We start from the raw sequence: 10,152 nt of genomic DNA, 5'->3' as shown, positions 1-10,152 counted from the left end.
GCCCGACCATGGTCGGTCGGGCGCCACGTCTACGGCATTCGCTCTACAGCTCCGTGACGGAGCCGCCGGCGGCAGCGATCTTCTCCTTGGCGGAGGCGCTGAAAGCGTGCGCCTTGACCTGGAGCTTCACGCCACCGAGCTCGCCGGTGCCGAGAACCTTGACCGGGTGGCCCTTGCGGACCGCACCGGCCTCGGCCAGCTCCAGCGGGCCGATCTCGCCGCCGTTGGGGAACAGCTCGGCCAGCCGGTCCAGGTTCACGACCTGGAACACGACCTTGAACTTGTTCCGGAAGCCCTTCAGCTTGGGAAGCCGCATGTGGATAGGCATCTGCCCACCCTCAAACGACGGCTTCACCTGGTAGCGGGCCTTCGTACCCTTGGTACCGCGACCGGCGGTCTTGCCCTTGGAACCTTCACCACGACCCACACGGGTCTTGGCGGTCTTGGCTCCGGGCGCCGGGCGGAGGTGGTGGATCTTGATCGTCATTACTCAACCTCCTCGACCTTCACGAGGTGGTTGACCGCGAAGATCATGCCCCGAATCTCGGGACGGTCCTCCTTCACCACCACGTCGTTGATCCGCTTGAGCCCGAGCGAACGCAGCGACTCGCGCTGGTTGCGCTTGCACCCGATCTCGGAACGCAGCTGGGTGACCTTCAAACGCGCCATCGTTACGCACCCGCTCCCGCACGCGCGGCCAGCAGCGCGGCCGGCGCGACGTCCTCGACCGGCAGGCCACGACGCGATGCGATGGCCTCCGGCGACTCCAGCATCTTCAGCGCGGCCACGGTGGCGTGCACGATGTTGATCGGGTTCGACGAGCCGAGGCTCTTCGACAGCACGTCGTGGATGCCCGCGCACTCCAGCACGGCACGCACCGGGCCGCCGGCGATGACACCGGTACCGGCGCTGGCCGGCTTGAGCAGCACGACACCGGCCGCAGCCTCACCCTGCACGGGGTGCGGGATGGTGGAGCCGATCCGGGGAACCCGGAAGAAGTGCTTCTTGGCCTCCTCGACGCCCTTGGCGATCGCCGCGGGCACCTCCTTGGCCTTGCCGTAGCCGACGCCCACGTTGCCCTCGCCGTCGCCGACGATGACCAGCGCGGTGAAGCTGAACCGGCGACCACCCTTGACGACCTTGGACACGCGGTTGATCGTGACGACCCGCTCGAGATGCGGGGTCTTCTCGACCGGCGCGTTGCCGCGGCCCTCGCCGCGACCGCGGCGCTCGCCGCGACCGCGGCCGTCGCCGCCCTCTGTGTTACCGGAACCCGTGCCCCGGCGCTGTGGTCCTGGCATTATCCCAGCCACCTTTCCTAGAACTCGAGTCCAGCACCGCGTGCGGCGTCCGCCAGAGCCGCGATGCGGCCCGCGTAGCGGTTGCCACCGCGGTCGAAGACGACCTTGGTGATGCCGGCGGCCTTCGCCCGCTCGGCGAGCAGCGTGCCCACCTTGCCGGCGACGGCGCTCTTGTCGCCCTCGGCGCCACGGATCGAGGCGTCCATGCTCGAGGCGGACACCACGGTGTGACCCTTGGTGTCGTCCACGATCTGGACCCAGATGTGCCGCAGCGTGCGGGTGACGACCAGGCGGGGGCGCTCGGCGGTGCCGCTGAGGTTGCGGCGGATGCGGAAGTGCCGACGCGCCTTGCCGACGGCCCGCTTGGCGGCGACGCTGTTGCGGCGCTTGAGCAGCGTGGCGGTCACTTCTTACCTGCCTTTCCAGCCTTACCGGCCTTACGGCGGATGACCTCGCCCTGGTACTTGACGCCCTTGCCCTTGTAGGGCTCCGGCGGACGGATCTTCCGGATGTTGGCGGCAACCTCACCGACGAGCTGCTTGTCGATGCCGGAGATGTGGAACAGCGTCGGCTTCTCCACCGCGAAGGTGATGCCGTCCGGCGGGTTCACCACGACGGGGTGCGAGAACCCGAGCGCGAACTCGAGGTCGGAACCCTTGGCGGTGACACGGTAACCGGTGCCGTTGATCTCCAGACTCTTCTTGTAGCCCTCGGTGACGCCGACGATCATGTTGGCGACGAGGGTACGGGAGAGACCGTGCAGCTCCTTGGCGCGGCGCTCGTCGTTCGGCCGGGTGACGAGCAGCTCGCCGCTCTCCCCGCGCTCGGCGACGATCGGCTCGCTCAGCGTGTGCTGGAGCGTGCCCTTGGGGCCCTTGACCTTGACGGTCTGGCCTTCGATGGTGATCTCGACGCCGGAAGGCACCGGGATCGGCTTACGTCCGATTCGCGACATTGCAGACCTTCCTCACCAGACGTAGGCGAGGACTTCCCCGCCCACCCCGCGCTTACGGGCCTGCCGGTCGGTGAGCAGCCCCTGAGACGTCGAAATGATCGCCACACCCAGGCCGCCCAGAACACGGGGCAGCTCGGGCGACTTGGCGTATACCCGCAGGCCGGGCTTGGAGACGCGCCGGATGCCGGCCAGGCTCCGCTCCCGGTTCGGGCCGAACTTCAGCTCGACGATCAGGCTCTTGCCGACGGCGCCCTCGGCGGGCTCCTCGACGGACCAGGCGGCAATGTAGCCCTCGGCCTTGAGAACCTCGGCGACGTTCGCCTTGATCTTCGAGTAGGGCATCGTCACCCGGTCGTGGTACGCCTGGTTGGCGTTGCGCAGACGCGTGAGCATGTCTGCAATCGGGTCGGTCATCGTCATTGTTTATCAGCCTTTCTCGCCGCGGTTCCCGGAGCTAGCCGGGCCTACGGCGAAGGGGAAGCCTTGGATTTACCAGGAAGCCTTGGACACGCCGGGCAGCTCACCACGGTGAGCCATCTCCCGGACGCAGACCCGGCAGAGACCGAACTTGCGGTAGACCGCCTTCGGCCGGCCGCACTTCTGGCACCGGGTGTACGCGCGCACCGCGAACTTCGGCTTGGCCGCAGCCTTGATGATCAGCGCCTTCTTGGCCATGTGCTCAGTTCTCCTTGAACGGGAAGCCCAGGAGCTTGAGCAGCGCCCGGCCCTCATCGTCGGTCTTGGCGGTGGTCACGAGCGTGATGTCCATGCCCCGGACCGCGTCGATCTTGTCCTGGTCGATCTCGTGGAAAGCCGACTGCTCGGTAAGACCGAACGTGTAGTTGCCGTGACCGTCGAGCTTGCGCCCGTCCAGACCGCGGAAGTCGCGGATACGCGGCAGCGCGATCGACAGCAGCCGGTCCAGGAACTCCCACATCCGGTCGCCGCGCAGGGTGACCTTCGCGCCGATCGGCATACCCTCACGCAGCTTGAACTGCGCGATGGACTTGGTCGCCTTGCGGATCTGCGGCTTCTGGCCGGTGATCGCGGTGAGGTCGCGGACCGCACCGTCGATCTTCTTCGAGTCACGGGCCGCCTCGCCGACGCCCATGTTGACCACGATCTTGACCAGGCCCGGCACCTGCATCGGGTTCGCGAAGCCGAACTGCTCGCGCAGCTGGCCCGCGACCTCGTTGCGGTAGCGCTCCTTGAGACGCGGCAGCGCCCTCGTTTCGGTCGCCGTCGTCATCACAGCTCCTTGCCGGTGCGACGGGAGATGCGAACCTTCACACCGTTCTCGTCAACCTTGTAGCCCACGCGCACGGGCTTGCCATCCTCGACGACCATCACGTTGGAGACGTGGATCGGCGCCTCCTGAGTGACGATGCCGCCGGTCTTGGCGCCGCGCTGGGTGGTGCGGATCTTCTCGTGCTTGGTGATCCGGTTAACGCCCTCGACCAGGACCTTCTCGGTGCGGGGGTAGGCCGCGATGACCGTGCCCTCCTTGCCCTTGTCCTTGCCGGCGATGACCTTGACCTTGTCGCCCTTCTTGACCTTCATGGTCACAACACCTCCGGGGCAAGGCTGATGATCTTCATGAAGCGCTTGTCCCGCAGCTCACGGCCGACCGGGCCGAAGATGCGGGTACCGCGCGGGTCGCCACCGTCCTTGATGATGACGGCGGCGTTCTCGTCGAAGCGGATGTACGAGCCGTCCGGACGGCGCCGCTCCTTGACGGTGCGCACGACGACAGCCTTGACGACGTCGCCCTTCTTCACACCGGCACCGGGGATGGCGTCCTTGACGGTGGCCACGATGACGTCGCCGATGCTCGCGTAGCGCCGACCCGAACCACCGAGAACGCGGATGCACAGAATCTCCCGGGCACCCGTGTTGTCGGCGACTCGCAGTCGCGACTCCTGCTGGATCACGTCAACTCCTGTATGTCTGCCGGTTCTCCGCCCGCCCGGTGGGGGCGGGCGGAGCCTGGCGGAACTCGAACCGTCCGGGCACGCCCCGCGGGGCGTGCCGGCCGGCTATCTGATCTTCGGCCGCTAGGCGGCCGGCGAACCTGCCGGAGGCAGGGTCACTTGGCCTTCTCGAGGATCTCCACGACCCGCCACCGCTTGGTGGCGGACAGCGGACGGGTCTCCATGAGCAGCACCCGGTCGCCGATGCCGCACGAGTTCTGCTCGTCGTGCGCCTTCAGCTTGCTGGTCCGGCGCAGCACCTTGCCGTACAGCGAGTGCTTGACCCGGTCCTCGATCACGACGACGACGGTCTTGTCCATCTTGTCGCTGACGACCAGACCCTCACGAACCTTACGCCGGTTCCGGTCGACTGCGTTCTCGTTGGTCTCGCTCATGTTCCCTACGCCACCTCAGTAGGCGCGGCCGAGAGCCCCAGCTCACGCTCGCGCATGATCGTGTAGATCCGGGCGATCTCACGACGGACCACGTCCAGCCGACGGTTGTTGTCGAGCTGACCGGTCGCGCCCTGCACGCGGAGGTTGAACAGCTCCGCCTTGGCCTCCCGCAGCTTCGCGACCAGCTCCTCGGAGGAACTCTCGCGCAGCTCGGCCGCCTTGGTACCGGCTGCCATCACGCCTCACCCACTTCGCGCTTCACGATTCGGCACTTCATCGGGAGCTTGTGGATCGCGCGGCGCATGGCCTCGCGAGCAGTCTCCTCGTTCGGGAACGCCATCTCGAAGAGAATGCGGCCCGGCTTCACGTTCGCCACCCACCACTCCGGCGAGCCCTTGCCGGAACCCATCCGGGTCTCGGCCGGCTTCTTGGTCAGGGCCTGGTCCGGGAAGACCGTGATCCAGACCTTGCCACCACGACGGATGTGGCGGGTCATGGCGATACGCGCCGACTCGATCTGCCGGTTGGTCACGTACGCCGGCTCCAGCGCCTGGATGCCGAACTCGCCGAAGACCACCCGGTTGCCGCCCTTGCTCCGACCGGAACGGTCGGGGTGATGCGGCTTGCGGAAGCCATTCGGAGGCTTACGCGGCATCAGCATTGTTCAGCCCTCCTGCTCAACCGCCGCGGCCGGAGCCGCGTCGGCGCTGTCCTTGGTGAGCTCCGCGGCGGCCGCACGGCCGGCCTCGGTGCCAGCACCGGTCGTGCCGGTGGCACCCGAACGGCCACGGCGCGGTCGCTCGGACCGCTCGCCGCCACGGCCTTCACGGCGCTGGCGGCCCGGGGCCTCGGCCGGGGTCTCGCGACCCGGCACGGCGTCACCCTTGTAAATCCAGACCTTCACGCCGATGCGGCCGAAGGTGGTACGGGCCTCGAAGAAGCCGTACTCGATGTTGGCGCGCAGCGTGTGCAGCGGCACCCGACCCTCGCGGTAGAACTCCCGGCGGCTCATCTCAGTGCCGCCGAGGCGGCCCGAGACCTGCACCCGGATGCCCTTGACCATCGGGTTCTTCATGGCCGACTGGATCGCCTTGCGCATCGCCCGGCGGAACGCCACGCGGCCCGAGAGCTGCTCGGCGATGCCCTGCGAGACCAGCTGAGCGTCCGACTCGGGGTTCTTGACCTCGAGGATGTTCAGCTGGACCTGCTTCTTGGTGAGCTTCTCGAGCTCGCCGCGCAGGCGCTCGGCCTCCGCACCCTTGCGGCCGATGACGATGCCCGGCCGGGCGGTGTGGATGTCGATGCGGACCTTGTCACGGGTGCGCTCGATCTCGACCTTGGAAATGCCGGCGCGCTCCAGGCCCTTGGCCATCATGCGGCGGATCGCGACGTCCTCGCCGATGTAGTCCTTGTAGAGCTTGTCCGCGTACCAGCGGGACTTCCAGTCGGTCGAGATGCCGAGCCGGAACCCAATCGGGTGGACTTTCTGACCCATTACTTGGTCTCCTCCTGCTCGGCGGCCTCAACCTCGGGCTTCGCGGCGGCCTTGGTGGCCTTGGCCGGAGTGGCCTTGGCGGCGGCGGTCGCCTTGCGGACCGGCGCCTTCGGCGCGACTGCCTCCACCTCGACGGTGATGTGGCAGGTGCGCTTGCGGATCCGGTACGCCCGGCCCTGCGCCCGCGGCCGGAACCGCTTCAGCGTCGGGCCCTCGTCGACGTAGGCCGCGCTGACCAGCAGCGCGTCCGGGTCGAGGCGCTCGTTGTTCTCGGCGTTGGCGATGGCACTGGCCAGCACCTTGTAGACCGGCTCGCTCGCCGCCTGCGGCGCGAACTGCAGCACCGTCAGTGCCTCCTTCGCGGGCAGACCGCGGACGAGGTTGACCACACGGCGCGCCTTGTTGGCGGACAGGCGCACGTGGCGGGCGACCGCACGGGCGCCCGGCGCGGCCTGCGCGTCATTCGTAGGCATCGTGTTTCCCCTAAATCCTTTAAACGGTCCGCCGTCAGCGACGGCGACTCTTCCGGTCGTCCTTCTCGTGACCCTTGAACGTGCGGGTCAGCGCGAACTCGCCGAGCTTGTGCCCGACCATCGCCTCCGACACGAAGACCGGGACGTGCTTGCGCCCGTCGTGCACGGCGATCGTGTGGCCCAGCATCTCCGGGACGATCGTCGAGCGCCGCGACCAGGTCTTGATGACGTTCTTGGTGCCCTTCTCGTTCTGCACTTCCACCTTCTTGAACAGGTGGTCGTCGATGAAGGGGCCCTTCTTCAGGCTGCGAGGCATCTGTCAGCTCTCCCTATTACCCGCGCTTGCGGGTGGCGTAGCGGCGGCGGACGATCAGCTTGTCGCTCGCCTGGCCCTTGCGGCGGGTGCGACCCTCGGGCTTGCCCTTCGGGTTCACCGGGTGACGACCACCGGAGGTCTTACCCTCACCACCACCGTGCGGGTGGTCGACCGGGTTCATCGCGACACCGCGGACGGTCGGGCGCTTGCCCTTCCACCGCATACGGCCGGCCTTACCCCAGTTGATGTTCGACTGCTCGGCGTTGCCGATCTCGCCGACGGTGGCGCGGCAGCGCACGTCGACCTTGCGGATCTCACCGGACGGCATACGCAGCGTGGCGTAGTCCTCCTCGCGGCCCAGCAGCTGGATGCCGACGCCGGCCGAGCGGGCCAGCTTGGCGCCGCCGCCCGGACGCAGCTCCACGCAGTGCACGGTCGTACCGACCGGGATGTTGCGCAGCGGCAGGTTGTTGCCCGGCTTGATGTCCGCACCCGGACCCGACTCGATCGGGTCGCCCTGCTTCAGGTCCTTCGGCGCCACGATGTAGCGCTTCTCGCCGTCCACGTAGTGCAGCAGCGCGATGCGCGCGGTGCGGTTGGGGTCGTACTCGATGTGCGCGACCTTGGCCGGCACGCCGTCCTTGTCCACCCGCTTGAAGTCGATCAGACGGTACTGACGCTTGTGACCGCCGCCCTGGTGCCGCGTGGTGATGCGGCCGTGAACGTTACGGCCGCCCTTCTTCGGCAGCGGCACGACGAGCGACTTCTCCGGCGTCGACCGGGTGACCTCGGTGAAGTCGGCGACGCTGGAGCCACGGCGACCGGGCGTCGTCGGCTTGTACTTACGGATACCCATTGTCCTTATACCCCTCAGCTCACCGGTCCGCCGAAGGCTTCGATGCGGTCGCCCTCGGCGAGCTTCACCATCGCGCGCTTCGTCGCCTTGCGCTGACCCCAACCGGTGCGGGTGCGCTTGCGCTTGCCCTCACGGTTGAGCGTGTTGACCGTCAGCACCCGAACGTTGAAGATCTGCTGAATAGCGATCTTGATCTGGGTCTTGTTCGCGTCCGGGTGCACCAGGAAGGTGTACCAGTTGCGGTTGAGCTCGCTGTAGCTCTTCTCCGAGACCACCGGAGCGACGATGATGTCGCGCGGGTCGGCAATCGTCGTCACTTGGAACCCTCCTCAGCGGGCACGCCCAGGAACTCCTCGAGCGCCTCGGCGGTGAAGACCACCTCGTCGCTGACGAGCACGTCGTACGTGTTGAGCTGCCCCGCCTCCAGCAGGTGCACCTCCGGCACGTTGCGCAGGCTCACCCAGTTGATCTCATCGTTGGCGCCCAGCACGACCAGCACCCGACGGACGTCGCCCGCGGTCGCCTTCAGCGTGGCCAGGGCGGCCTTCGTCGACGGGGTCTCACCGGTCACGAAGCCGGAGACCACGTGCAGCTTGCCGTTGCGGGCCCGGTCCGACAGGGCACCGCGCAGGGCGGCGGCCTTCATCTTCTTCGGGGTCCGCTGGCTGTAGTCACGCGGCACCGGGCCGTGGACCACGCCACCGCCGGCGAACTGCGGCGCGCGGATCGAGCCCTGACGGGCGCGACCGGTGCCCTTCTGCTTGTACGGCTTCTTGCCGCCACCGGCGACCTCGCCGCGGCGCTTCGTCTTGTGCGTGCCCTGGCGCGCGGCGGCCAGCTGGGCCACCACGACCTGGTGCATCAGCGCGATGTTCGCCTGCACGTCGAAGATCTCGGCGGGCAGCTCGACCGAACCGGTCTTGGCGCCCTCAGCGTTGATCACGTCAACCGTGGTCACTTCGAGGCACCACCCTTCTTCGTCTTCGCGGCGGTGCGAACGAGCACCAGCGCGCCCTTCGGGCCCGGGATGGCGCCCTTCACCAGCAGCAGGTTGTTCTCAGCGTCGATGGCGTGCACGGTGAGGCCCTGCGCGGTGTAGCGCACGCCACCCATGCGGCCGGCCATGCGGACGCCCTTGAACACGCGGCCCGGCGTGGCGCAAGCGCCGATCGAGCCGGGCGAGCGGTGCTTGCGCTCGACACCGTGGCTGGCCTTGAGGCCGTGGAAGCCGTGGCGCTTCATGACACCGGCGAAGCCCTTGCCCTTGGTCTTACCGGTCACGTCGACCGCCTGGCCGGCGGCGAACGTGGCGACGGTGACCTCCTGGCCGAGCTCGTACGTCCCGGCGTCGGTGGTGCGCAGCTCGACGATGTGGCGGCGCGGCGCGACGTTCGCCTTGGCGAAGTGGCCCGCCTTGGGCTGGCTCACCTTGCGCGGGTTGATCGCGCCGAAAGCCAGCTGGACGGCCTCGTAGCCGTCCGTCTCAGTGGTACGAACCTGGGTGACGACGCACGGGCCGGCCTGCACCACGGTCACGGGGACGACCTTGTTGTTGTCCCAGACCTGAGTCATGCCGAGCTTGGCGCCCAGGATGCCCTTAACTTGCCTGTCCATCAGTGTCCGGTCCCTACAGCTTGATCTCGATGTCGACGCCAGCCGGCAGATCGAGTCGCATGAGCGAGTCGACCGTCTTCGGGGTCGGGTCGATGATGTCGATCAGACGCTTGTGCGTGCGCATCTCGAAGTGCTCGCGCGAGTCCTTGTACTTGTGCGGCGAACGGATCACGCAGAAACGGTTGATCTCCGTGGGCAGTGGCACCGGCCCTGCGACCTGCGCACCCGTACGGGTCACCGTCTCGACGATCTTCCGTGCCGAGGAGTCGACGACCTCGTGGTCGTAGGCCTTGAGCCGGATGCGGATCTTCTGTCCCGCCATGGTGGCTTCTGTTTCCTTCTCTCAAGCCGCTACCTGCGGCGGCAGACGGTGGGGCCTGCCCCCTGTCCGACCCCCGCGGTCGGGCGTGTCGCGCGCTGAACCAGACTGATTCCCTATTCAGAGGTCATCCTTGGCTCAACGGGCATCACGCCCGATCACAGGAGCTGTGCGCCAGAGGTCCGGGGACCCCCCACGCCACGCGATACGGCGCACCCATAGAGAGCGACCGCTCGCAACGCAACCTGTTCATTATGCCGTACCAGGTGCGGCATTGTGAAATCAGGGTGCCGGGGCTCACTAAAACAGGCCCGACCTGCGTACACGTAAAAGGTGCGGGGGGGGGCCCCCCGCGGGGGGGCCCCCCCCAAAAAAATATTTGAATGTTAAAACAAAAACAAAAAAAAAAAAAAAAAACAAAAAAAAAAAAAAAATAAACAGTAGGTGTTATTATTAGT

At 67.3% G+C, this 10,152-nt stretch carries 21 protein-coding genes; all 21 read right to left on the bottom strand.

Annotation, left to right across the window (positions count from 1 at the left end; all coding sequences use genetic code 11):
* Nucleotides 1-43: 43 nt before the first annotated feature.
* Nucleotides 44-487, bottom strand: a complete 444-nt coding sequence (gene rplO, locus AB0J67_RS36430; protein WP_363489543.1) for a 50S ribosomal protein L15 — start codon at nt 485-487, stop codon at nt 44-46.
* Nucleotides 487-669 (bottom strand): 50S ribosomal protein L30, encoded by a 183-nt coding sequence (gene rpmD, locus AB0J67_RS36425; RefSeq protein ID WP_212827711.1) that lies wholly within the window; start codon nt 667-669, stop codon nt 487-489. The genes rplO and rpmD overlap by 1 nt, the downstream gene beginning before the upstream one ends.
* A gap of 2 nt (nt 670-671) precedes the next feature.
* Nucleotides 672-1,301, bottom strand: coding sequence for a 30S ribosomal protein S5 (rpsE, locus tag AB0J67_RS36420; RefSeq protein WP_363489541.1), 630 nt, complete (start codon nt 1,299-1,301; stop codon nt 672-674).
* Nucleotides 1,302-1,318: 17 nt separating this feature from the next.
* Nucleotides 1,319-1,696: a 50S ribosomal protein L18 gene (gene rplR, locus AB0J67_RS36415; RefSeq protein WP_363489545.1), complete on the bottom strand. Its 378-nt coding sequence runs from the start codon at nt 1,694-1,696 to the stop codon at nt 1,319-1,321.
* 8 nt (nt 1,697-1,704) lie between these two features.
* Complete coding sequence (gene rplF, locus AB0J67_RS36410; RefSeq protein ID WP_363489539.1) at nt 1,705-2,256, bottom strand: 50S ribosomal protein L6; 552 nt, start codon at nt 2,254-2,256, stop codon at nt 1,705-1,707.
* A 12-nt stretch (nt 2,257-2,268) separates the two neighbouring features.
* A complete protein-coding gene (gene rpsH / locus AB0J67_RS36405) occupies nt 2,269-2,676 on the bottom strand; it encodes a 30S ribosomal protein S8 (RefSeq protein WP_212839756.1) in 408 nt (135 codons plus the stop codon).
* Nucleotides 2,677-2,745: 69 nt separating this feature from the next.
* Nucleotides 2,746-2,931 carry a type Z 30S ribosomal protein S14 gene (locus AB0J67_RS36400; RefSeq protein WP_155374087.1) on the bottom strand — a complete coding sequence of 62 codons (186 nt, stop codon included), beginning with the start codon at nt 2,929-2,931 and terminating at the stop codon, nt 2,746-2,748.
* Nucleotides 2,932-2,935: 4 nt separating this feature from the next.
* The gene (gene rplE / locus AB0J67_RS36395) at nt 2,936-3,505 is read right to left on the bottom strand and encodes a 50S ribosomal protein L5 (protein WP_363489536.1); all 570 of its coding nucleotides are present in this window, start codon (nt 3,503-3,505) and stop codon (nt 2,936-2,938) included.
* Entirely contained in the window at nt 3,505-3,822 is a 318-nt protein-coding gene (gene rplX / locus AB0J67_RS36390; protein WP_363489534.1) for a 50S ribosomal protein L24, read from the bottom strand. Before rplX ends, rplE begins: the two co-directional genes overlap by 1 nt.
* Nucleotides 3,819-4,187: a 50S ribosomal protein L14 gene (rplN, locus tag AB0J67_RS36385; RefSeq protein ID WP_203741712.1), complete on the bottom strand. Its 369-nt coding sequence runs from the start codon at nt 4,185-4,187 to the stop codon at nt 3,819-3,821. Before rplN ends, rplX begins: the two co-directional genes overlap by 4 nt.
* Nucleotides 4,188-4,342: 155 nt before the next feature.
* Nucleotides 4,343-4,621: a 30S ribosomal protein S17 gene (gene rpsQ / locus AB0J67_RS36380; RefSeq protein WP_363489532.1), complete on the bottom strand. Its 279-nt coding sequence runs from the start codon at nt 4,619-4,621 to the stop codon at nt 4,343-4,345.
* 5 nt (nt 4,622-4,626) lie between these two features.
* Nucleotides 4,627-4,857 carry a 50S ribosomal protein L29 gene (gene rpmC / locus AB0J67_RS36375; protein WP_120321522.1) on the bottom strand — a complete coding sequence of 77 codons (231 nt, stop codon included), beginning with the start codon at nt 4,855-4,857 and terminating at the stop codon, nt 4,627-4,629.
* The gene (gene rplP, locus AB0J67_RS36370; protein ID WP_203741717.1) at nt 4,857-5,282 is read right to left on the bottom strand and encodes a 50S ribosomal protein L16; all 426 of its coding nucleotides are present in this window, start codon (nt 5,280-5,282) and stop codon (nt 4,857-4,859) included. Before rplP ends, rpmC begins: the two co-directional genes overlap by 1 nt.
* Nucleotides 5,283-5,285: 3 nt before the next feature.
* On the bottom strand, nt 5,286-6,116 hold the full coding sequence (rpsC, locus tag AB0J67_RS36365; RefSeq protein WP_363489530.1) for a 30S ribosomal protein S3: 831 nt from the start codon (nt 6,114-6,116) through the stop codon (nt 5,286-5,288).
* Entirely contained in the window at nt 6,116-6,589 is a 474-nt protein-coding gene (rplV, locus tag AB0J67_RS36360) for a 50S ribosomal protein L22 (RefSeq protein ID WP_363489528.1), read from the bottom strand. The genes rpsC and rplV overlap by 1 nt, the downstream gene beginning before the upstream one ends.
* A 34-nt stretch (nt 6,590-6,623) precedes the next feature.
* The gene (gene rpsS / locus AB0J67_RS36355; protein WP_363489526.1) at nt 6,624-6,905 is read right to left on the bottom strand and encodes a 30S ribosomal protein S19; all 282 of its coding nucleotides are present in this window, start codon (nt 6,903-6,905) and stop codon (nt 6,624-6,626) included.
* A gap of 16 nt (nt 6,906-6,921) precedes the next feature.
* A complete protein-coding gene (gene rplB, locus AB0J67_RS36350) occupies nt 6,922-7,761 on the bottom strand; it encodes a 50S ribosomal protein L2 (RefSeq protein ID WP_363489524.1) in 840 nt (279 codons plus the stop codon).
* Between the two features lie 14 nt (nt 7,762-7,775).
* Nucleotides 7,776-8,078, bottom strand: a complete 303-nt coding sequence (gene rplW, locus AB0J67_RS36345; protein WP_363489522.1) for a 50S ribosomal protein L23 — start codon at nt 8,076-8,078, stop codon at nt 7,776-7,778.
* Entirely contained in the window at nt 8,075-8,719 is a 645-nt protein-coding gene (gene rplD / locus AB0J67_RS36340; protein WP_363489520.1) for a 50S ribosomal protein L4, read from the bottom strand. The genes rplW and rplD overlap by 4 nt, the downstream gene beginning before the upstream one ends.
* Complete coding sequence (gene rplC / locus AB0J67_RS36335; RefSeq protein ID WP_363489518.1) at nt 8,716-9,375, bottom strand: 50S ribosomal protein L3; 660 nt, start codon at nt 9,373-9,375, stop codon at nt 8,716-8,718. The genes rplD and rplC overlap by 4 nt, the downstream gene beginning before the upstream one ends.
* A 13-nt stretch (nt 9,376-9,388) precedes the next feature.
* Nucleotides 9,389-9,697, bottom strand: a complete 309-nt coding sequence (rpsJ, locus tag AB0J67_RS36330) for a 30S ribosomal protein S10 (RefSeq protein WP_007073037.1) — start codon at nt 9,695-9,697, stop codon at nt 9,389-9,391.
* Nucleotides 9,698-10,152 lie beyond the last annotated feature (455 nt).

This window comes from Catellatospora sp. NPDC049609, from assembly GCF_040675365.1.
Lineage (GTDB): Bacteria > Actinomycetota > Actinomycetes > Mycobacteriales > Micromonosporaceae > Catellatospora.
Note: the sequence above shows the minus strand (reverse complement) of the source record. Positions and strands in the feature narration are given on the sequence as shown.

Coding starts and splice junctions, on each gene's coding strand:
- rpmD (WP_212827711.1), bottom strand. CDS start 669: ATGGCGCGTTTGAAGGTCACCCAGCTGCGTTCCGAGATCGGGTGCAAG.
- rplE (WP_363489536.1), bottom strand. CDS start 3,505: ATGACGACGGCGACCGAAACGAGGGCGCTGCCGCGTCTCAAGGAGCGC.
- rplV (WP_363489528.1), bottom strand. CDS start 6,589: ATGCCTACGAATGACGCGCAGGCCGCGCCGGGCGCCCGTGCGGTCGCC.
- rplF (WP_363489539.1), bottom strand. CDS start 2,256: ATGTCGCGAATCGGACGTAAGCCGATCCCGGTGCCTTCCGGCGTCGAG.
- rpsQ (WP_363489532.1), bottom strand. CDS start 4,621: ATGAGCGAGACCAACGAGAACGCAGTCGACCGGAACCGGCGTAAGGTT.
- rplB (WP_363489524.1), bottom strand. CDS start 7,761: ATGGGTATCCGTAAGTACAAGCCGACGACGCCCGGTCGCCGTGGCTCC.
- rpsH (WP_212839756.1), bottom strand. CDS start 2,676: ATGACGATGACCGACCCGATTGCAGACATGCTCACGCGTCTGCGCAAC.
- rpsS (WP_363489526.1), bottom strand. CDS start 6,905: ATGCCTCGCAGCCTGAAGAAGGGCCCCTTCATCGACGACCACCTGTTC.
- rpmC (WP_120321522.1), bottom strand. CDS start 4,857: ATGGCAGCCGGTACCAAGGCGGCCGAGCTGCGCGAGAGTTCCTCCGAG.
- rpsC (WP_363489530.1), bottom strand. CDS start 6,116: ATGGGTCAGAAAGTCCACCCGATTGGGTTCCGGCTCGGCATCTCGACC.
- rplO (WP_363489543.1), bottom strand. CDS start 487: ATGACGATCAAGATCCACCACCTCCGCCCGGCGCCCGGAGCCAAGACC.
- rplP (WP_203741717.1), bottom strand. CDS start 5,282: ATGCTGATGCCGCGTAAGCCTCCGAATGGCTTCCGCAAGCCGCATCAC.
- rplC (WP_363489518.1), bottom strand. CDS start 9,375: ATGGACAGGCAAGTTAAGGGCATCCTGGGCGCCAAGCTCGGCATGACT.
- rpsE (WP_363489541.1), bottom strand. CDS start 1,301: ATGCCAGGACCACAGCGCCGGGGCACGGGTTCCGGTAACACAGAGGGC.
- rpsJ (WP_007073037.1), bottom strand. CDS start 9,697: ATGGCGGGACAGAAGATCCGCATCCGGCTCAAGGCCTACGACCACGAG.
- AB0J67_RS36400 (WP_155374087.1), bottom strand. CDS start 2,931: ATGGCCAAGAAGGCGCTGATCATCAAGGCTGCGGCCAAGCCGAAGTTC.